We start from the raw sequence: 19,671 nt of genomic DNA, 5'->3' as shown, positions 1-19,671 counted from the left end.
TGTAAATAATTATTAGGTCTGACCATTGGTTTTCATGTTTTTTGCAAACGCAATGTGACGCATATCTACCCAATTGCCAAGCGCAATTGGGGCGCTTTTTAGTAAACCACTACTCTTTCTTATCTTTGAGATACCTTACCTCAACTTTTTTGCACACGTTTGCATAGAGATCACGAGTTTTCAAATTCGCCGAACAGGATCTTGTAATTTTACGTTTCTCTGACATTGAGCTCTGTCGTAGCTTTTATCACAAATTAACTAGCGGAGGCAGTCGGCTAAAGTCGACCAGCGGTTGTGAAATCATAGGAGTGTCTGGAGCAAACAAGAGTAAAGGTTGAAATGATGAGGATTGTAACTGACCGATATCTATCAACTTTTCCAATGCATAGAAGCGGCTGACGTATTGACGAGTCTCGTTAGGCAGCGTGAGTTGTTGGAAATCTCGACTTCCTGCTCGCTGAATAGCACGTGCAACACGTCCTTCTCCGGCATTGTATGCAGCTAAAGTGAGAGCCATATTTTGATCGAATTTGTTGTATAAAAACGCCAGGTACTTGAGCGCGGCCGTTGTGCTGGCTTCTGTGTCAAAGCGATCGTCTTGTTTTGTATTTATCGTTAATCCGAATCGTTTCGCTGTGGTTGGTATCAATTGCCAAAGTCCGGCGGCGTTAGCGTGAGAAACGGCTTTGGGGTTGTAAGAAGATTCTAACATTGGCACTAAGGCTAGGCTATTTGGTAATGAGTGGTTTTGAAGCTGTTTGAAAATGTGGTTAATTACCGGTTTGGATGAATCGAGACGCTTGGCAATTTGTGGCTTGTATGGTGCTAATACTTGATACTGCGTTTGAATATCGACAGCATTTGGTTTTGCCTGGCATGTGATTGGAAGGTAGGACAGAAAGGCAATAAAAATAAAAAGGCCTACAGTACTCAGCCGAGATGGCGACTGAATCTGTAGGCAAGACGAACATCGTTTAGAACGATTTATCTTCATAAGTGTGTTGCACAGGTTGTTTGAGTTGACTGACCAACTCATGGAACGCCGCAGAGCTGTGGCCATTACTCTGATTGTATTGTTGGCACTGACTTACCAACGTTTCCAATAGCGCCCATTGTTTTCTAGCTTGCATACCTATTTGGGCAGGCAAAGCATTGAAAATTCGTTTTACGCTGGCGTCATTACACGCTAACCCCAGCGCTCGCATACACTGGCTTCTGTCATTGGCGGAGCGGCTGAGTTTATTGAGTATCGGCATTTGTTTCTGAACATTGTCGTTCAGTGCCTCTCCATCAAACTTTAAGTACAATACCTTTTGCTGCTGAAGCAAAGGAAGCAGTTGTTGATAAAGCTTAATATCCTCAGATATAGAGCGAACAAATTGTTGAATTCGCTGCGATACTGCGCTTGCCATGATGTCTTCCTAGCGTTTTATTACTCGTGACCTGTATGGAACTGCATGATTGCCTTGGATAGCACTTTTGTATCTAGGCTAAGTTCACCACGCGCTAATGCGTTGCGTACTTGTTCTACTTTTTCCATATCAACATCAGGTAGTGATGCCATTTCAGCTTGAGCGCGATCTATCGCTACGGTATTCGCTTGAAATGCAGGCTCGTGTACTTTGCTCTGTTCGACGACGTCGACAGGCTGTTTGCTTGCTTGCTGTAATTTTGTTTGTGGGACATGACCGCCCGCGACTTTGTCGATTTTCATGCTGTGGTCCTCATCATCATGTTCTAAATTAAGTAGGCGGTTAGAATGTGATAAACATTAAATATTTTTTTTTGTACTCGAAGTTCAGTGTTACTGACGAGAGCCAAAATTAAAAAATGTTACCCCGAGTCAAAAAATCAAAATTGAGTATGAACCTGGTTTAATCCAGTTACGACTGCTCTTATGACCTTGCCCGAACTTGGGTTTTCCACGTCAATTTGTTGTCCTTTCGCTCCATCTTCTAAGGCGACTCCTTTTGTGCTGGCACTAAATCCATTTTTGCTCGCAATGACTATGACTTCATTGCCTTTCTCGATTAGAGGTGGGGCCGACAAATTGGATGGATTAACCACTTGTCCAGCCCTCAAACGACGAGAGGTTTCTAAGCCTACTGCTTGCTCGGGGCGAGTATAAAAATCGTCTTGGCGAGAGATGGTTCGGGTTTCAAGCTTTATGTGTTTAGCCGTTACGACTTCATTTCGGCCAACCGTGGTTGTCGCGACCAAAACAGGCAGAGTCAGCGAAGACTTTATCGTAACGTTAATTCGCCATGGTGATGCGATATTGTCGCAGCTGACTGAGCGCTTGAGGTTACCGACTGGCAACGTGTTGTTGTCACGACCTGTGATAACTAAAGGCGATTCACATTCTGGCAAGTGATTGGCTGAACCGGGCACCCACATGTCGAAGTCCAGTTTGTACTTCCCCCACTGATTGGAGAGCGCTACGCGATCCACCTCTTGTTCGAAATCCGTTGCTACAACGGACCTTATCTCTTCAACGCTTAGGGTTTTGTCATTGGTGTTGGCGAATGCTTGTTCTGATGTCAAAGCGAGTAACGTCAGCATTATTGTTGAGGAAGTGGACACTTTCCTCTTGTTTTTAATGCTTTCCGAGAACCGGAAGTTTGGCTTCCATCCTTGTTTGTAAGTCATTGATATATATAGCTATTTTTTATGGCACGTATCTTGTTTGTATGTTGGCGTATTCGAGCCAACTGTAAGGAAGATGCATGGCGATCACATTTGAAAATGCTTTAGGAGTACATCCAGAGGCACTTAATTTTCGCGTTCAGCGTACCAAAGTCCTCGCCAGTAACCTAGCAAATGTTGACACCCCTGGGTATTTGGCGAAAGACCTAAGTTTCACCACCGTAATGAACCAAGTAACGGCAGGTGGTGTGAACAAACCGGTGCCAAAGTTCCAGGTTCAGGCCCAATACTCGGTGCCTTACCAGAATAGCAAAAATGGCAACACCGTAGAGCTTGGTGTTGAACAAGCAAAATTCACGCAAAACAACATGGACTTTCAAACTAGCCTGACGTTTCTCAACATGAAATTTAATGGCTTAGCGAAAGCGATTGAGGGACGTTAATTATGTCATTCACTGATATTTACTCGATCACTGGTTCCGCGATGACAGCACAAACTGTGCGTCTTAATACGGTAGCCAGTAACCTAGCAAACGCAGATGCAGTATCTGCAAATCCAGAAGATGCTTATAAAGCGCTTAAGCCAGTATTTGCGACTGTGTACCAAAAAACGCAAATGACAACGGAAAATGGAGCTTATCCCAATGCAGAAGTTCGCATTGTTGACGTTGTTAAAAATGCTGGGGATGCAGAGAAGCGTTTTGAGCCGAACAACCCACTGGCTAATGATGAAGGTTATGTGTTTTACCCAGATATTGATGTAGTTGCTGAAATGGCAGACATGATGTCCGCAACACGCAGCTTCGAAACGAATGTTGAAGTATTAGCCAATGTAAAAAGTATGCAGCAAGGTCTGCTTAGATTAGGGCAGGGTAGCTAATGAGTATTGCACAATACACCCCTTTATCGTCTGACGCTCCAGTAAATACAAAAGCAAAAGACAGCAACGGTATCTCACCAAACCCTAAAGACATGAACAGTGCTTCTTCATTGGAGAATGAGTTTATTTCTTTGATGGTGGCTCAAATTCAAAACCAAGACCCACTTAACCCCCTTGATGGTACGGAATACGTTGGTCAATTGGCTCAGTTCTCGCAGGTACAAAGTACCGAGAATATGTCTAAGACAATGCAACAGAGCATGGTGTTACTGGACAACATGCAAGTGCTATCAACAGCGGGCCTTGTTGGGCAAACGGTTTACGTCAACGCGGATGAATTTCAGCTTGGTGAAGACGTACAAAACGGAAAAATCGAACTCGCTCATAGCTCAAACCAAGTCACGTTAGTTGTTAAAGATGAATTTGGTCAATCAACTAAAGTGCCACTAGGTGCTCACGGCAAAGGTGACGTCGACTTTTCAATTAATCCTGAAGAACTTGGTCTTAAACCAGGCAAATACTCAGTGGCCGTAGAAGTGCAAGAAGGGCAAGCAAGTCCAAATGTGCTGATGGCAGGCACTGTTGAGCAAGTGCGCATTCCTAATACCGGTGGCGCAGCATTAGTCAATGTCCATGGCGTTGGCAACGTTCCTTTCTATCAAATCACTCAGTTTGGTGCTTAACCAAATACGGAAATCAGAGGTCTATTTATGAGTTTTAACATCGCACTAAGTGGTCTGGACGCGACCAACACAGAGCTAAACACAATCAGTCACAACATTGCCAACGCATCAACGTATGGTTTTAAAGGTGGCCGCACAGAATTCTCCGCTGTATATAACGGCATGCAACTTGGTGGTGTGGAAGTCGCGTCAATTTCACAGAACTTCGACAAAGACGGCAGTATCACAGGAACTGGCCGTGCGATGGACCTAGCTATTAATGGCGGTGGCTTTTTTGTTACTAAAGATAATATGGGTCAAATGTTGTACACACGTTCAGGTGTGTTCTCAACGGATAAGAACAACTTTGTTACGGCTAACAGCGGTGCAAAGCTTCAAGGTTACAGTGTCGATAGCAACAACAACCTAATGACAGGTTCTGTGGGTAATATTCAGGTATCGACTTCCTCACTGAATGCTAAAGCAACAGACAGCTTAGATTTTGTTGCGAACTTCGACGCAAGCGCGTCTGTTATTGATAAAGCCGTAACGCCATTCAATCCAAAAGATCCAAGCTCATTTAACTCGTCTTACACAACAAAAGTCTACGACTCATTGGGTAACTCGCACACGGTAACTCAGTACTTTACTAAGACTGCTTCTAACTCGTGGGAAGTGAACGTTCAAGTAGATGGCGGTACGACGCCAGTAGCAACTGTGCCTGTAACGTTTGGTAAAGACGGCTCGCTTTCAACACCGACTGCGCCGTTTAATGTTTCATTCCCTGCAGCAGGCGCGAACGCGATGAGTGTAGACATTAACCTGAAAGGCAGCACGCAATTTGGTGCAGCTTTTGGCGTAAGTACTAATAGTCCTAACGGTTACACATCAGGTGAACTTGCAGGTGTACGCGTTGAAGGTAACGGCATGGTTTACGCGACTTACACTAACGGCCAATCACAGCTACAAGGTCAGGTTGTTCTTGCTGATTTTGCAAACACACAAGGCTTAGCGAAAGTGAGTGGAACATCATGGACTCAAAGCTTTAGCTCAGGTGCTCCAATTATGGGTGTTCCGGGTTCAGGTACGATGGGTGACCTAACTCCGGGTGCATTAGAAGGTTCTAACGTTGACTTAACCAGCGAGCTTGTTGCTCTAATGACTGCACAACGCAACTACCAAGCAAACGCAAAGACAATTTCTACCAGCGACAAGCTTACTCAAGCTTTGTTTAACGCGGTGTAATGGGAGTTTTGCATGGATAGTTTGTTATTTACGGCAACGTCAGGTGCCAGCCGAGTTCTTAAAGCGCAGCACGTTCGTTCAAACAACTTATCAAATGCTGATACTGCGGGTTTTCGAGCGGATATGGAGCGTGTGCGTAGTGTAGAGATGCAAGGCCCAGGTTTTGATGGTCGCACTATGGTTGTGACCAACTCTGCCTCAACACGTTTCGACGCTGGCGATATTGTGAAAACAGGACGTCCGTTGGACGTTGCGGTTATGGGTGATGGGTATCTCTCTGTAGAAACCCCAGCGGGTAACGAAGCTTACACCCGTGCAGGCAATATTCAGGTCGATACTTTTGGCGCTCTAACAATCAATGGGTTCCCTGTCCTCGGTGACAATGGTCCTTTGGTTGTGCCGGATTATCAAAAGATTGAAATCAGCGAACGTGGTCAAGTCTCAGTGATCCCACCAGGTGGCGGCGCAGAAATTGTGGCAGGCACTTTGAAGTTGGTTAAACCGGAAATTAATCAACTGCAAAAAGAGAGCGATAGCTTGCTGCACAGCGTAGATGGCGTGCCATTCGCGGCAGATGAAACCGTGCAACTCTCTCCTGAGCACATTGAAGGCAGTAACGTATCTGCTATTGATGAATTGGTTAGTGTGATGTCGCTGACGCGCAACTTTGAAATGCAAGTTCGCATGATGAAAACGGCGGAAACTCTAGCAAAAGCTGGTAACAAATTAATGGCGGCGAGCTAAGTCTCGCCCCGCAAGGAGTAAAAAATGCATTCAGCATTATGGGTAAGTAAAACAGGCATGGCAGCGCAAGACACGAAGATGACTGCCATTTCTAACAACCTAGCAAACGTAAACACGGTTGGCTTTAAGCGTGACCGAGTCGTATTTGAAGACCTTTTCTACAGCATTCAGCGTCAACCAGGCGCTCAAGTAGACCAAGTTAACGAACTACCAAGTGGTATTCAGCTAGGTAGCGGTGTTCGCGTTGTTGGCACACAAAAAGTATTCACTCAAGGTAATACCCAAAACACAACGCAAGAGTTGGATCTTGCTGTAATGGGTCAGGGTTTCTTCCAAATAGAAAACTCGGACGGACAGATCATGTATACACGTAATGGTCAGTTCCATAGAAACTCAGAAGGCTTAATGGTGAACAGTCAGGGCCTGCCTTTAGAGCCTCAAATCCAGATCCCAGACAATGCGGTCTCTTTCTCTGTGGGTGTTGATGGCACCGTGACTACAACAACAGCAGACGATCCAACACCTCAGCAGCTTGGTCAAATTACACTTGCAAAATTCATTAATCCAGCAGGCTTAGAGGCCATGGGTGGCAACTTATTCCGTGAAACGGAAGCCAGCGGTCCAGCTGATGAGCTGATTGCAGGAGCTGATGGTGCCGGCATTATCAAGCAAGGTGCACTGGAAGGGTCAAACGTACAAGTAGTAGAAGAGATGGTCGACATGATCACCACTCAACGTGCGTATGAGATGAATGCGAAAGTGGTCTCTGCTGCAGATGACATGCTGAAGTTTGTTTCGCAATCAATGTAAGTATGAAATTGGTGATGATGAAGGAAAAAGCAATGAAATGGCTTTCTAAGAGTTGGGCAGTAGCCGCCGTGTTGCTGGTGGGATGTGCTGGCCGTCAGGAATTTATTCCGCCTGAGCCGAATGCTGAGGAATATGCACCACCAACGCTCGATTACACGCTGCCGGAAACCCAATCTGGTAGCCTTTATCGTCACCAATACACGATGACCCTGTTTCAGGATCGTCGTGCTTACCGAGTTGGCGATGTATTAACGGTTCAACTATCAGAAGAAACCTCATCGAGTAAAAATGCGGGTACTAAGTTCGGTAAAAGTTCAGCAATTAACTTTGTGGCGCCGACCATAGGCACGAAAACTATCGATGAGTTAGGGGTTAGCGTGGATGGCAAACGTAACTTCGATGGCAGTGCATCAAGTTCACAAGGCAACAAGCTTCAAGGTGCCATTACGGTAACGGTACACGAAGTATTACCTAATGGCGTATTGCGTATCAGCGGTGAAAAATGGCTTCGTCTTAATCAAGGCGACGAGTTTATTCGCCTAACCGGTATCGTCCGTGTGGATGATATTAACCGCAGTAACCAAGTTTCTTCTCAACGAATTGCTGATGCAAGAATTACCTACGCAGGTCGCGGAGCCCTAGCTGACAGCAACGCAGCCGGGTGGCTAACTCAGTTCTTCAACAGCCCATGGGTACCTTTCTAATGAAGACAATGCAATCTTTCTTTATGTCTCTCCTATTGGTGTTGACCTTGGGACTACCAGGCACTTCACGTGCTGAAGCGGAAATTCCGATCATGGACTTGGTCGATGTTCGCGGCATTCGAGAAAACCAGCTGGTTGGTTATGGTTTGGTGGTTGGCTTAGCCGGCCAAGGTGACCGAAACCAAGTGAAATTTACCTCTCAATCTATTACCAACATGCTACGTCAGTTTGGGGTTCAAATTGATGACAGTATGAACCCTAAGCTACGAAATGTGGCTTCTGTGAGTGTGACAGCGTCCGTTGATCCAATGGCAGGCCCAGGACAAACGTTGGATGTGGTTGTGTCTTCAATCGGTGATGCAAAGAGCCTTCGTGGTGGTACGTTATTGCTAACGCCTTTACGTGGTATTGATGGCGAAGTGTACGCGATTGCGCAAGGCAACGTGGTTGTGGGGGGCTTATCTGCAGAGGGGCGAAGTGGCTCCAAAGTAGAAGTGAACACACCAACGGCGGGTCGCGTTCCGAATGGTGCGACTTTAGAGAGAGAAATCAAAACCGATTTCAACCAACGTGATGAAATCACCCTAAACCTGCGCAAGCCTAGCTTCACTACAGCAAAAAATATTGCGCGTGAAATTAACAACACTTTTGGACCTAACGTTGCAGTTGCGATCAATAAAGCGCGCATTGATATGCGTGCGCCAAAAGATACACAGCAGCGTGTCGTCATGATGTCGATGCTTGAAGAAATGAGCGTCGTTGAAGGCCGTAAACCTGCTCGTATTGTCTTTAACTCTCGCACTGGCACCGTGGTGATCGGTAAGAGTGTCAAAGTGAGTGAAGCAGCAGTAAGTCACGGTAACTTAACCGTGCGAATTTCTGAATCACAACAAGTTAGTCAGCCTAATGCGTTTGCAAATGGCGATACGAAAGTCGTTAACCAAACGGATCTTGATGTGAATGAAGATCTCGCTCAGATGGTGATTTGGCCTCCAGGCACGGAACTTAACACCATAGTTAATGCGGTAAATAGTTTAGGTGCCACGCCTACAGACTTGATGTCTATCCTGCAAGCTTTGAGTGAAGCGGGTGCATTGAACGCTGAATTGGTCGTGATATAAGGAGTTAAGGATGAAGCTAGACAGTACCAATGAACAAACTCAGTTAAATTCGATGCTTTATCACGACAATAGTGCATTGGCTAACATCAAGCATAGTCGTGATCAAGAAGGCGCACTTGAAGTCGTCGCAGGTCAATTTGAGGCAATGTTCCTACAAATGGTGTTACGCCAAATGCGCAGCAGTAGTGATGCTCTTGCTGATAAAGACAGCCCGTTTGCCAGTCAGCAACAAGGGGTATTCCGTGATATGTATGACGGTCAGCTGGCGATGGAACTAGCAAAGAAACAGAGCTCAGGCATTGCCAATATGCTCATCCAGCAGCTGAGCCCGTCTATGCGTGAGGTTGCTTTCGATGCTGCGCGCAACATCTCATCCGCTAACGATGGTAAAGCTTCGAATTCTGAATCTATCTCACAAGTAGATTCTAAAGAGGTGGAGAAGAATTCAAGCCTATTTAATACCGCTTCTCAAGCCGTCGCCTCTGTTAAACAGGTATTCGGTGAGGCCGGTATGACTACCGCGTTTTCTCAGCCGTTGATCAGAAAAATGGAGCTGTAAATGAACCTAGTTAATATTGCCCTTTCAGGTTTAGGCGCGAACCGTGTGGCCCTAGACGTAACCGCGCAAAACGTGGCAAACGTGAATACCGTGGGTTACAGTCGTCAACAAGCGTTGATGGCATCTGTCGATGATGGTAAAGCCAATCGCTTAAGTCCAGGTTTAGGGGTAGAAGTCACTAGCATTCGCCGCGTTACTGATCAATTTCTGATTAAGCAAACGTGGTCGACTAACAGTATGGCGGCATACGCATCTGGATACACCAGTAACATGAGTCAGCTGGAGAATACGCTTGGTGCCGATGGTTTCAGTATATCGGCTGGCTTGGACTCGCTAAACGCTGCGCTTAACGATGCGACCGTTAAGCCGGAATCCATACCTTACCGCCAGCAGATCATTAACGAATCTGAAGCTTTGGCCCGCCGTTTTAATACGCTTACCGAGTCTTTATACAATCAACATAAAGACATGAGCGACCAACGTAATGCAGCGCTTAACCACGCGAATAGCCTTATGGAAAATATCGCGAAGGTGAACAAGCAACTGGTAGAGATGCAAGGTACAGGTGGTAACCCATCACAGTTAATGGATGAACGAGATAGGTTAATCGGTGAGTTATCTCAAACCATTGAAATCAAAACAACACAGCAGCATGACGGCAGTGTTCAGGTCACACTAACCTCTGGTCAACCGCTTGTGATGGGTACGGACCATGGCAAACTGGAAGCCATTCCTGACCCGAGTGATCCTTACTTGGCGGACTTACACGTCACGTTCTCGAATCAAAGTTTTGCGATTGGTGACTCGCTTGGTGGCAAATTAGGTGCGATTAATGACTATCAAACCGAAGTGTTGAAACCAAACCAATTGGCTCTGAATGACATGGCGAAAGCTCTCGCGGATGAATACAACGCCGTGCTTGCGACTGGCAAAGACTTAAATGGCAACCCAGGTAAACCTTTGTTCAGCTATGACCCAGCAAACCCTGCAGCCAGTTTGGATATTACCAAGCTAACTCCAGATGAGCTTGCGTTCTCAAGTGATGGAACACCTGGTAACGCAGATGCGTTGCAATCATTGATCGAGTTAAGCAACAAGCCAGTGGCGGTATCAGGTTACGGCTCAGTAAGCTTGAACGATGCCTTTAGTTCAATGGTGGGTCAAACCGCAATTAAAGCACGCCAAGCTAACGCTGATTATCAAGCGAAGTTAGCCATGAACAAGCAAGCGCACGCAGCTCGCGATAATGTTAGTTCCGTAAACAGCGATGAAGAAGCGGCTAACCTAATGATGTTTGCTAATGCGCACAATGCCAACATGAAAGTGATCAGCACAGCAAATCAACTGCTCGATTCTATTCTGCAGTTATTCTAAGAGGAAAGTTTAGATGCGAATTAGTGACAATCAATTTAGTCAAATGATGTTGCACAGCTTGCAGAGCAATAGCGCGGGACTAGGCGAAGCTCTGCAACAGATGTCTACTGGCAAGCGCTTGACCAAGCTGTCTGACGATCCAATGGCTTCGATCAAGTTGCTTAACTTAGACCGAGAAACCAGTGCGATTGCTCAGTACAAAAACAATATTGAAAACGTAAAAACGACGCTATCGAGTCAAGAAACCCATTTAGATTCGATCAAAGAAAGCTTAAAAAGCATGCGAGACATCGCGCTTTGGGGTGCGAACGGCTCTCTTACTGACGAAAGTCGTGGCGGTATGATTACAGAGCTTAAGAGTTACCGTGACTCTATTGAGTCGTCTTTTAACGCGCAGGATGAAGAAGGGCACTACCTTTTCTCTGGTACTAAAACGGATACTGCGGCTGTAAGTAAAGCGAGCGGCAGCTACGTAATTGAAGGTAATAGTGACAAGCGCGTAGTAACAATTGCTAAAGGTGTCACGATGGATTCCAATATGACTGCAAAAGAAATATTGGACCTTGGGGGAGGCCATAACGTGCTTAACCAAATTGATGCGCTGATCAAAGAGTTTGAGAGCCCTACCGCCAACTTCAGAGCTGAAGTTGAGGCGAGTATCAGCGCTATCGACGATACTTTTTCAAACGTACTAGGGACCATGACTGAGATTGGTGGTCGACACAACAACTTAGATCTTGTTGGTGGCGCGCACAGTGAAAACAAGCTGTTCGTTGACAAAGTATCTGGAGACCTCTCTGCTCTGGACTATGGTGAAGCGTCGGTACGATTGAGTAATTACATGGCCGCTTTGCAAGCAACGCAAGCAAGCTATGTGAAGATCGATGGTTTGTCGCTGTTTGACCGTTTATAAGGTTAGGAAGTTCTTTTTATGGTAATGAGTACAGTAGAGGTTAGACCCCATAGCATACGCTTAGGTGGACAAGAACAAGCCTCTATCATGCCGACCCGTTCTGCAGACTCAAGTACGGCAATTAAACCGCGCCCGGCGCAAATTCAGGCTGACACTGCGTCAGCCTACTCTGTATCTGGTATTCAGCTTACGCAGGGTCAGCAGCAAGCCACGGCGGTTCAGATCGCGTCCAAATCGCTGCAGGTGATTGGCAAAGAGCTCACGCAAATTAAACGTGGTTTGACGCAAGCTATTAATCAAGGCGTACAAAATGTTCCTGGTTTGCAGGATACATTGGTTCGTTCTAAAGCCACCATCCAAAAAGTCGTTGAGCAAGCACGTTTCGATGGCCAGAAAGTCCTAAATAACGAACTGCATTTAAAACTGGATAAAGCGGATATTCGTCGCTTTTCTATTCCAGGTTTGAATGTTCATCGCTTAAGCGACAAGGCCGAGCAAATCCGTTTGGATTTTCCTCAAGGTCAAGCGGTGATGATTCAGTTTGATGGACAATCAGACGGTGAGCGAACGGTCAAAATGCTGGATCGCAGCTTGATTGCGTTAGGAATGCGAGCCTCATTAGCCGATGATGGCAGCATTTTATTTGAAGCCAGAGACAACGCTTATCAACAAATGCAGCAAAAGGTGATGGTAACGGGGGAAGGGCACCGATTCCCTGCGGGACAGCCTAACGTTTTGAACTTAAAGTCTGAGCCAGATGGTATTGCGGAGCTCGGGTTTGATCTAGGCTCACGCGACGGCATCAAGCAGACGATTGCCAAAGTAAATCAGCATCTGAAACAAGTTCAAACGAGCTTGCAGGAAGCGAAAGCTTTTCATGGTGAACTGAATACTCAAATGCGTTCTATCCAAACCAAAACCGCACAGCTTTCAGTCAATGAGGTGAATGCAAAACTGGATGGATTCATGCAAAAGTCTGGCGAGTTTACTTCGACTTTTCAGGCATTGAATGCGCAAGCAAACGTGCGTCGTCATACCGTGGTCGCTTTACTGAAGTAACGAACACTCCAATGATTCCCGGCTTTACACTGTTATCGTCCCCCAATAACGAAAACAGCGCACTGTCGGGAATCTCTCTTTGACTCGTCTAGGGCTCGAGTGCTTTTGCCACCGAACGATTCAATTTCTGGAATAGCCATCCAAGTGCTATCAAAGACGCACCTAAGCCTAAGAAGCTTATCGCTCGCCAGAACCCATCCAGAGAGCTCACATCCCATAAGAATACTTTCAGTGCGACACAGGCAAGGACCACTAGACCGACACGCTGCATCATCAGCCCCTGTTGGGTCACGCCGCGCCAAGTCAGCAATCCACCTACGAGCAAGCCAGCCACTGAATAACTGAACAACTCTGCCATGCTGGTTGGCTGATACAGCATCATCGATGTGGTTTGCCAGAATTGACGGATAGACATCCCCAACCAAATGGCTGCAAGTAAAAAGCCTAGACTAGCAATCGCAAATCGATGAACTTGCAACGTATTCCAGCGTTTAAATGTTGCGATAAGCAGGATGCAAGCTGGTAACAGCCAGCCGATACTCAGCATGTTAAAGATGGGAAGTGCTTGTGCCGAGACGTTATCAGTCACCAACGGCGATTCTGCCGTATTAAGCAAAATAATCAATATAGCGAACGTGCACCAAAGCAAGTAACTATAGATTTCGTAGATACGACTTAAGCGTTGCGCAAATTGGCTGCGGTAGCTGTATACCAAACCCATAACTAATGCTTGATTGGCAAAGACTGCCGCACTTGTGAAGTCGATGTGCCCCAAGTAACCATATTGCCCCGTTAACCAGTAGTTAGTTTGGGTGAACAATGCCATTAAGAATACATGTAAAAACGCCCCTTCAAACCAGTTGGTCAGTTCTCGGTCCACTGGTTTTAGTGTTGAACGAGCATAAGACAAGATGAAGAGAGAAGGCAGATAACTCACCAGAACCCAAGCCCAATGCCCAGCTTCTACCGGTTGCCATTCGGGGATGAAAGGTAGCAGCGTGAGTCGGATAACCAGTATTCCCATTGCCACTTTAATCGCCCAACTCGCAGGTCGAAATAACCCGAATTGAGCCTGTAAGGCCATTATCGCAACTTGTATTGAGATTGCTGTTGTTAACCAAGTATCACTCAACCAAACAAAAGCGATACCTACGATTAAAGCATGCATAACGGCAGAGCATTCTAATGCCAACGAACGTGCACGCTGACCAAGCACAACGTAGTAAGTGGCCATCAATGCGCAGAATGCAGTCCAATACCACAGGTAACCTTGCATAAATTCGTCAATATAAAACAACGTAATTAAGCTCATCGCGGGAGCCAGTACCAGCAGAAGCAGCCCACTGAGTTGCGAACGGTCACTAAGTGATTGGCAATATGTTCGATAGCCGATCAGTGCAATACTCACCGCCAATGCGAATAGGATGCTAGCTTCTCGCTCTAACATATACAGCGCATTAAAAGCGATGGTAAGAACAATCAGCGCGGTTGCTGAGACGAGAATGGATGGCAAAAATACACGTAATGACCAGCCTGTACGAAGTGCTGGTAGCCAGATGATCGCAACAAGCAGCGTATAACAGTACGCCATTTGTAGAGTGTTCAGAACCGGCATTCTGGTGACGGCAGAAAAGGTCAATAAAGCAGTTGCGAGAGCGGTAGCGGTCGGCGAGTTTGTCCACTTGCTTTGATAGTGACGAAAGCGAGGATTGAGCATCCAACCCATTCTCGGAACCGCGAAAATGAGATACAAAGTGATGGAGAGATAAATCGCGAGCCACGAGAACAACCGTTCTGTTGGTGTACTCTCAATCAACAGCAACATCCAAATGACATGTGGAATCGCGATACTTGGCGTAATCCATGACCTACGCACTTTTTGCATCAATAAGGTCGCCGCGAACGAAATTGCGCAGATGTATCCGGCTAACAAAAAGTAGTTGGGTTCATTACCCCCAATCCACAGTGGTGCTGTGTAGCCACCAATTAAGCCAAGCACGGCCATTAACGGCCCTTGTCGCAATGATAATGCTAAACTGAAAAATGCCGCTGAAGCCAAGATGATCAACGAGATACTCGGCGTTAGCATTTGATAAACCACAAAGGCAAAAATGACGGTGCAGTAAATGCCCGTTAATCCCGTACCGGTAACAGCAGCAGGAACATACGTAAAGCCTTGGGCTCGTGCTGCCCGTTGCGGATTCTGTTGTTCTTTACGGTGAAACCACTCGCCAACAAGCACCATAAGTAATGAGATCACAAAGGCAAAGGACACTCGCATAAATGGCGAAAACTGGATGTGACTACCAATCACCTGTACGAGATAACCTCCACCGATCAGCATGGCCAATGCGCCTACCCAAACCAACCAATTTTCTTGAATGTTGCTAAGCAGGCTCTGAACTTTACTCTGAAGGAATGACTCATTTTCTTGACTAAAAACATCCAGTTGCACTTCTCTTGTCTGGGCGTACCCTTGATTCGCAGCGCTCTGGTCCAAGTCTAGGTTGGCAGCGGGATCATGTTCCCCAGAGGATGAGACATTTTTCTGTGGTGATTCTATGTGAGGTGACGTCGCTACAGATGGTGTGTCTTTTTCGATGCTGGATTGTTGGTGCACTTGTGGGTTTGAGCCCCCATGGACACTGGCTCGTAGTGATGTGACTTCCTCACGAAGTTTGGTTAGTTCTTTTTCTAAAAGTGCAGCTCGGTTGGCGGCTTTCACTCCGATGAGGATGGCGAGACACGCCATGAACAGTGCTAGTATTACGTACAATCCATTTCTCCTTGCGTACGTCGCGTGACCCACGATTCTTAACTTTGAGCACTTACGCTAAAGCTTAGTTCATGCTCTATGCCTTAGCCTCATATAGTGCTAGGTTCCGCGCTTTCTTCAGAAATCATTCTACATAATGAAACTCAATGCGTAATGATGAATTCGACAAAGTCGCACACTTGTGTGCCACTTTAAAACCTGATGAACAAAAATGAGTCGTTAAGTCATTGGGGGTCAACTATATTCATAGTTCTGATGCGATCGCCAAATGACTTCAAACATGTGCGTTTCGTAGCGATGTCATCGAAGGTCAGTCGTTTGATTTGCACGTTCGGTTGTTTCTATTTGACCGTAAGGCTGAATGTATTCGGGTATAGCGCATTCACGCGAAAAAAGACAAAAACAGGTAATTATTGATGCAAGTGGGTAATGAAGCGCTGGTGCTGTCAGCGGTTGGGGTTATTGGTTTAGGTTGCCAATGGTTAGCTTGGCGATTGCGTTTGCCAGCGATTTTATTTTTGTTGTTGGCAGGGCTGATCGTCGGGCCATTTATGCAGTGGTTAAATCCTGATGAGATATTAGGTAATTTGCTCTTTCCGTTGGTCTCTTTAGCGGTGGCAGTGATTTTATTTGAAGGCAGTTTGACCTTAAATTTTAAAGAAATTCGTGGCGTGAGTGGTTCGGTATGGAGCATTGTTTCCATCGGGGCGATCATTTCGTGGGCAGCGACCAGTATCGCAACACACTATTTCCTCGGCTTTACTTGGGAGCTTGCCATGTTGTTCGGCAGCTTAACCGTAGTAACAGGGCCGACGGTCATCGTGCCACTTCTACGAACCGTAAGACCTAACAGTACGCTTGCTAACATTTTGCGATGGGAAGGGATTTTGATTGACCCGCTCGGTGCGCTTTTTGTTGTGATGGTTTACGAGTTTATCGTATCTCACAGCGCGATAAATAGCGTCGAAGTGTTTGGGACGATCATTGCTGTCGGTGTCATGCTAGGTGCGGCCTCAGGCTATGCAGTTGCGACGGTCATGCGTCGCTCTTGGCTACCGGAATATTTGCAGCCATTTGCGGTTTTGATGGTGGTTCTAGGTGTATTTTCGGTCTCTAACCACATTGAGTCTGAAGCTGGGTTACTAACCGTCACCGTAATGGGTATGTGGCTCGCAAACGCTAAAGACATCAATATTCAGAAAATTCTGCACTTTAAAGAGCATTTAACCATTTTACTGATCACCGGATTGTTCATCTTCCTTGCGGCTCGAATCAGTCTGGATGATTTTGCTGCTCTAGGTAGCGGTGCGTTATTGTTGTTTGTATTTATGCAGTTAGTGTCGCGTCCGTTATCGATTTTTCTTTCAACCTTCCGCAGCAACTTGCGTCTTAAAGATAAGCTGTTTTTGTCTTGGGTTGCACCGCGCGGTATTGTTGCTGCTTCGATTTCGTCTCTTTTCGCGATCAAATTGACCGAATACGGCATTGATGAAGCGATTTTACTGGTCCCTATGACCTTCATGGTGATTATAGGAACGGTCGTGTTACAAAGTGCGACGGCACGTCCTGTAGCGCTGACGTTGGGCGTTGCAGAGCCAGCACCACGCGGCTTCTTGTTGATTGGTGCTAACCGAGTAGCAAGAGAAATAGGGCAGGCGCTGGCACGTTATGACCGTCGCGTATTAATGACTGACTCAAACTGGGAGTACATCAGTCAGGTTCGTATGTTGGGATTGGATTACTATTACGGCAACCCTATTTCTAGTCACGCGGACGACAACTTGAACTTGATAGGAGTTGGACAAGTGGTTGCATTAACGCCCGATCAGCATTTCAACATTATGGCTTGCATGCAATTCGTCGACGAGTTTGGGGAAGATAAAGTTCACTGCTTACAAAAAGTGAAAACCAACGGCAATGGCAGCGAGAAGCACTCCGTGGCTCAGGAGTACCATGGTAAATTGCTGATGGGCGGCAATGTAAGCTATACCCAGCTAGCCAGTATGTTAAGTCGTGGTGCAGAGGTTAAACACACGAAATTGAGCGATAACTTCACGTATCAAGATTATTTAGCGCATCACAAAGGTAGTTCAGTTGTACCGCTGTTCCATGTAGAAGAAAAAGGAAAAATTCAATTCTGTGATGATCCCGAACAGTTTGAACCAACGACGACAAGCACTGTTGTGTCGCTAATTCTGTCGGACAGCGTAAAGTAAACTACAGAGCAATGTGATCCATTTGCATCATGGGTATCGTCCGCTGATTATCTCAATTTGAAGAGAAACTTGCCGGCTTGTTTAAAACGGAAAGCGAGTTTCTTTTCTTATAATGTCAGGGGCAGTCGAGATTCATTACTCGTTTCGGAAAAGTAATCCGGCAAATTCACAAAATTCGCATTGACGTTACTGATAAGGATCGCAATACTGCGCGACTGTTTTACTTTAGGGTGACATTATGGCTCCGCAAACTAACCGAAAAGATTTACACCTAGATGCTGTTTTACATCATGATATGAGCATGAAGCATAAAACGGCGGGTTTTGAGTCTGTCGAGTTTGAACACTGTGCGCTGCCAGAATGTGACTTTCACGCGATCGATTTATCGACAGAGTTTCTTGGTCATCAATTAGCGCTACCGTTTTTGATTAGCTCGATGACTGGCGGAGCAAAAGACGCAGAAACGATCAATTGTCGTCTAGCTGAAGCAGCAAGTGAATTAGGTATTGCCATGGGTGTGGGCTCGCAACGGATTAGCTTAGAAGAAAGTCAGCATTCGGGCTTGGGTAAAACCATTCGTGAGTTGGCGAAAGAAGTACCGTTGTATTCCAATCTTGGAGCCGCTCAATTGCTCGATAAAGGTAAACTCGATAATGCGCAACGTGCGGTTGAGGCGATTCAAGCCGATGCCTTGTTTGTGCACGTTAATCCAATGCAGGAAGCGTTTCAGAAAAATGGCGACCACAATTGGGTTGGTGTTTTCCAGGCAATTGAGATGCTTAAATCTCGCGTGAAGGTTCCTATCATTATCAAAGAAGTCGGTTTTGGTATTAGCGGACACGTTGCGCAGCGATTAATTGATGCTGGTGTGGATGCAATTGACGTTGCGGGCGCGGGTGGCACAAGCTGGAGTGCGGTTGAAGGGTATTGCCAAGATAATCCGAAAATGCAGCGTGCAGCCGAGCTTTTCCGCGATTGGGGTGTCCCTACAGCAACATGTTTGGCTCAAATCCGCGCACTGCATCCTACATTACCCTTGATCGCCTCGGGAGGTGTTCATAACGGACTTGAAGCGGCGAAAGCCATTCATTTGGGTGCTAATCTCATTGGGCAAGCTGGTGCGGTATTAAAAGCTGCGACGATCAGCACGCAGTCTGTCGTCGATCACTTTGAACAAATGGCATTAGAGCTGCGTTTAGCGTGCTTTGGTACTGGCTCTTTTAAGGTTGGTGAGCTAACAAAAGCGCGCTGCCTATAGCTTTTAGAATGGCGCGCTTTACACAGAGTCGCTCAATAATTTTTCGGTGTCTTAACACGTAGACTGATAATTTCGTTATAGTTGATACAAAAGTCACTTCAGCTAGTGACGCCTTTATTCAGACACTTGAATGGGCATGTGTTGAAGAGATTGAGTTTAATTTTACTATTGTTTGCAACTGGAACCTTAAATTTATGAAAAAACTAGTCATGCTGATGTTGGCGGCTTCTGCTTTGACCGCTTGTAGTGATGAAGTGGGCACTGAAGGCTGGTGTAACGACATGCGCGATAAGCCAAAAACAGAATGGACAGCAGACAACGCGGTAGACTTTGCAAAGCATTGTGTTCTGCAAGATGGTGTCGGCAGCGAGCAATGGTGTGAAAACCTGAAAGATAAGCCGAAAGGTGACTGGACTGCAAACGAAGCGACCAGCTTTACTAAACACTGCATTTTTTAAGCACAGCGGAAAGCGCCTTTTCTGAGGTGACATTCTGTGAGGTAAACACCAAGCGTTATTGCTTGGTGTTTTTGTATCTAAAATAGCTCGATTTTTCACGTGTCGAGCGCACTTCCCTCTGAATGGAATGTTTTACATTTTCGTTTCATTTTTGAAAACCTGTATTGCCTGTCTTTAATTTTTCGTATTGCAGTGGCATGGTGTCGAGATAGCCATCTAGTTCAATTAGATTCATAACAAAAAGGA

At 46.0% G+C, this 19,671-nt stretch carries 20 protein-coding genes; 15 read left to right on the top strand and 5 right to left on the bottom strand.

The window, feature by feature from the left end:
* Positions 1-247: 247 nt before the first annotated feature.
* From NL626_RS09945 to flgA, 4 genes are all read right to left on the bottom strand, one after another.
* On the bottom strand, positions 248-994 hold the full coding sequence (locus NL626_RS09945; protein WP_136976309.1) for a lytic transglycosylase domain-containing protein: 747 nt from the start codon (positions 992-994) through the stop codon (positions 248-250).
* Positions 975-1,412 carry a flagellar export chaperone FlgN gene (gene flgN, locus NL626_RS09940; protein ID WP_005374018.1) on the bottom strand — a complete coding sequence of 146 codons (438 nt, stop codon included), beginning with the start codon at positions 1,410-1,412 and terminating at the stop codon, positions 975-977. The genes NL626_RS09945 and flgN overlap by 20 nt, the downstream gene beginning before the upstream one ends.
* Before the next feature lie 20 nt (positions 1,413-1,432).
* A complete protein-coding gene (gene flgM / locus NL626_RS09935) occupies positions 1,433-1,714 on the bottom strand; it encodes a flagellar biosynthesis anti-sigma factor FlgM (RefSeq protein ID WP_005374016.1) in 282 nt (93 codons plus the stop codon).
* 137 nt (positions 1,715-1,851) lie between these two features.
* Positions 1,852-2,649, bottom strand: coding sequence for a flagellar basal body P-ring formation chaperone FlgA (gene flgA, locus NL626_RS09930; protein ID WP_053304631.1), 798 nt, complete (start codon positions 2,647-2,649; stop codon positions 1,852-1,854).
* 77 nt (positions 2,650-2,726) lie between these two features.
* Here flgA and flgB point away from each other — a divergent pair, with 77 nt between their 5' ends.
* The 12 genes from flgB to NL626_RS09870 are packed head-to-tail and all read left to right on the top strand — an operon-like array spanning position 2,727 to position 12,717.
* Positions 2,727-3,089 carry a flagellar basal body rod protein FlgB gene (gene flgB, locus NL626_RS09925; RefSeq protein ID WP_005374013.1) on the top strand — a complete coding sequence of 121 codons (363 nt, stop codon included), beginning with the start codon at positions 2,727-2,729 and terminating at the stop codon, positions 3,087-3,089.
* 2 nt (positions 3,090-3,091) lie between these two features.
* Positions 3,092-3,526 (top strand): flagellar basal body rod protein FlgC, encoded by a 435-nt coding sequence (flgC, locus tag NL626_RS09920; RefSeq protein ID WP_005374012.1) that lies wholly within the window; start codon positions 3,092-3,094, stop codon positions 3,524-3,526.
* A complete protein-coding gene (gene flgD, locus NL626_RS09915) occupies positions 3,526-4,209 on the top strand; it encodes a flagellar hook assembly protein FlgD (RefSeq protein ID WP_005384410.1) in 684 nt (227 codons plus the stop codon). Before flgC ends, flgD begins: the two co-directional genes overlap by 1 nt.
* 27 nt (positions 4,210-4,236) lie before the next feature.
* The gene (flgE, locus tag NL626_RS09910) at positions 4,237-5,433 is read left to right on the top strand and encodes a flagellar hook protein FlgE (protein WP_137282833.1); all 1,197 of its coding nucleotides are present in this window, start codon (positions 4,237-4,239) and stop codon (positions 5,431-5,433) included.
* 12 nt (positions 5,434-5,445) lie between these two features.
* Entirely contained in the window at positions 5,446-6,177 is a 732-nt protein-coding gene (gene flgF, locus NL626_RS09905) for a flagellar basal-body rod protein FlgF (protein WP_213866874.1), read from the top strand.
* 24 nt (positions 6,178-6,201) lie between these two features.
* Positions 6,202-6,987, top strand: coding sequence for a flagellar basal-body rod protein FlgG (flgG, locus tag NL626_RS09900; RefSeq protein ID WP_005374008.1), 786 nt, complete (start codon positions 6,202-6,204; stop codon positions 6,985-6,987).
* Between the two features lie 32 nt (positions 6,988-7,019).
* Positions 7,020-7,691, top strand: a complete 672-nt coding sequence (gene flgH, locus NL626_RS09895; RefSeq protein ID WP_017635111.1) for a flagellar basal body L-ring protein FlgH — start codon at positions 7,020-7,022, stop codon at positions 7,689-7,691.
* Positions 7,691-8,812, top strand: a complete 1,122-nt coding sequence (locus NL626_RS09890; RefSeq protein WP_017819770.1) for a flagellar basal body P-ring protein FlgI — start codon at positions 7,691-7,693, stop codon at positions 8,810-8,812. Before flgH ends, NL626_RS09890 begins: the two co-directional genes overlap by 1 nt.
* Before the next feature lie 10 nt (positions 8,813-8,822).
* Positions 8,823-9,371: a rod-binding protein gene (locus NL626_RS09885; RefSeq protein ID WP_005374002.1), complete on the top strand. Its 549-nt coding sequence runs from the start codon at positions 8,823-8,825 to the stop codon at positions 9,369-9,371.
* Positions 9,372-10,745: a flagellar hook-associated protein FlgK gene (gene flgK / locus NL626_RS09880; RefSeq protein ID WP_005374000.1), complete on the top strand. Its 1,374-nt coding sequence runs from the start codon at positions 9,372-9,374 to the stop codon at positions 10,743-10,745. It abuts the gene before it with no gap.
* A 13-nt stretch (positions 10,746-10,758) separates the two neighbouring features.
* Positions 10,759-11,658, top strand: a complete 900-nt coding sequence (flgL, locus tag NL626_RS09875; protein WP_005373998.1) for a flagellar hook-associated protein FlgL — start codon at positions 10,759-10,761, stop codon at positions 11,656-11,658.
* 18 nt (positions 11,659-11,676) lie between these two features.
* The gene (locus NL626_RS09870) at positions 11,677-12,717 is read left to right on the top strand and encodes a flagellin (protein WP_005373996.1); all 1,041 of its coding nucleotides are present in this window, start codon (positions 11,677-11,679) and stop codon (positions 12,715-12,717) included.
* A gap of 88 nt (positions 12,718-12,805) precedes the next feature.
* Here the strand turns inward: NL626_RS09870 and NL626_RS09865 are convergent, their stop codons facing one another.
* A complete protein-coding gene (locus NL626_RS09865; RefSeq protein WP_253657290.1) occupies positions 12,806-15,493 on the bottom strand; it encodes a DUF2339 domain-containing protein in 2,688 nt (895 codons plus the stop codon).
* A 416-nt stretch (positions 15,494-15,909) separates the two neighbouring features.
* Here NL626_RS09865 and NL626_RS09860 point away from each other — a divergent pair, with 416 nt between their 5' ends.
* From NL626_RS09860 to NL626_RS09850, 3 genes are all read left to right on the top strand, one after another.
* Positions 15,910-17,709, top strand: coding sequence for a sodium:proton antiporter (locus tag NL626_RS09860; RefSeq protein WP_253657289.1), 1,800 nt, complete (start codon positions 15,910-15,912; stop codon positions 17,707-17,709).
* 238 nt (positions 17,710-17,947) lie between these two features.
* A complete protein-coding gene (fni, locus tag NL626_RS09855; protein ID WP_005388695.1) occupies positions 17,948-18,967 on the top strand; it encodes a type 2 isopentenyl-diphosphate Delta-isomerase in 1,020 nt (339 codons plus the stop codon).
* A 194-nt stretch (positions 18,968-19,161) separates the two neighbouring features.
* The gene (locus NL626_RS09850) at positions 19,162-19,425 is read left to right on the top strand and encodes a DUF3012 domain-containing protein (RefSeq protein WP_005373992.1); all 264 of its coding nucleotides are present in this window, start codon (positions 19,162-19,164) and stop codon (positions 19,423-19,425) included.
* The last annotated feature ends 246 nt before the right edge of the window (positions 19,426-19,671 follow it).

It is taken from the genome of Vibrio sp. Y58_MX_L22 (assembly GCF_024181865.1).
GTDB classification, from domain to species: Bacteria; Pseudomonadota; Gammaproteobacteria; order Enterobacterales; family Vibrionaceae; genus Vibrio; species Vibrio alginolyticus.
This window is presented reverse-complemented; position numbering and strand designations above follow the sequence as displayed.

What these genes read in the sequence shown, in the direction of transcription:
- NL626_RS09885 (WP_005374002.1), top strand. Translation starts at nt 8,823, where the DNA reads ATGAAGCTAGACAGTACCAATGAACAAACTCAGTTAAATTCGATGCTT.
- NL626_RS09850 (WP_005373992.1), top strand. Translation starts at nt 19,162, where the DNA reads ATGAAAAAACTAGTCATGCTGATGTTGGCGGCTTCTGCTTTGACCGCT.
- NL626_RS09870 (WP_005373996.1), top strand. Translation starts at nt 11,677, where the DNA reads ATGGTAATGAGTACAGTAGAGGTTAGACCCCATAGCATACGCTTAGGT.
- flgH (WP_017635111.1), top strand. Translation starts at nt 7,020, where the DNA reads ATGAAATGGCTTTCTAAGAGTTGGGCAGTAGCCGCCGTGTTGCTGGTG.
- flgE (WP_137282833.1), top strand. Translation starts at nt 4,237, where the DNA reads ATGAGTTTTAACATCGCACTAAGTGGTCTGGACGCGACCAACACAGAG.
- NL626_RS09890 (WP_017819770.1), top strand. Translation starts at nt 7,691, where the DNA reads ATGAAGACAATGCAATCTTTCTTTATGTCTCTCCTATTGGTGTTGACC.
- flgC (WP_005374012.1), top strand. Translation starts at nt 3,092, where the DNA reads ATGTCATTCACTGATATTTACTCGATCACTGGTTCCGCGATGACAGCA.
- flgK (WP_005374000.1), top strand. Translation starts at nt 9,372, where the DNA reads ATGAACCTAGTTAATATTGCCCTTTCAGGTTTAGGCGCGAACCGTGTG.
- NL626_RS09945 (WP_136976309.1), bottom strand. Translation starts at nt 994, where the DNA reads ATGAAGATAAATCGTTCTAAACGATGTTCGTCTTGCCTACAGATTCAG.
- flgD (WP_005384410.1), top strand. Translation starts at nt 3,526, where the DNA reads ATGAGTATTGCACAATACACCCCTTTATCGTCTGACGCTCCAGTAAAT.
- NL626_RS09860 (WP_253657289.1), top strand. Translation starts at nt 15,910, where the DNA reads ATGCAAGTGGGTAATGAAGCGCTGGTGCTGTCAGCGGTTGGGGTTATT.
- flgB (WP_005374013.1), top strand. Translation starts at nt 2,727, where the DNA reads ATGGCGATCACATTTGAAAATGCTTTAGGAGTACATCCAGAGGCACTT.
- flgM (WP_005374016.1), bottom strand. Translation starts at nt 1,714, where the DNA reads ATGAAAATCGACAAAGTCGCGGGCGGTCATGTCCCACAAACAAAATTA.
- flgL (WP_005373998.1), top strand. Translation starts at nt 10,759, where the DNA reads ATGCGAATTAGTGACAATCAATTTAGTCAAATGATGTTGCACAGCTTG.
- flgN (WP_005374018.1), bottom strand. Translation starts at nt 1,412, where the DNA reads ATGGCAAGCGCAGTATCGCAGCGAATTCAACAATTTGTTCGCTCTATA.
- flgA (WP_053304631.1), bottom strand. Translation starts at nt 2,649, where the DNA reads ATGACTTACAAACAAGGATGGAAGCCAAACTTCCGGTTCTCGGAAAGC.
- fni (WP_005388695.1), top strand. Translation starts at nt 17,948, where the DNA reads ATGGCTCCGCAAACTAACCGAAAAGATTTACACCTAGATGCTGTTTTA.
- flgG (WP_005374008.1), top strand. Translation starts at nt 6,202, where the DNA reads ATGCATTCAGCATTATGGGTAAGTAAAACAGGCATGGCAGCGCAAGAC.
- flgF (WP_213866874.1), top strand. Translation starts at nt 5,446, where the DNA reads ATGGATAGTTTGTTATTTACGGCAACGTCAGGTGCCAGCCGAGTTCTT.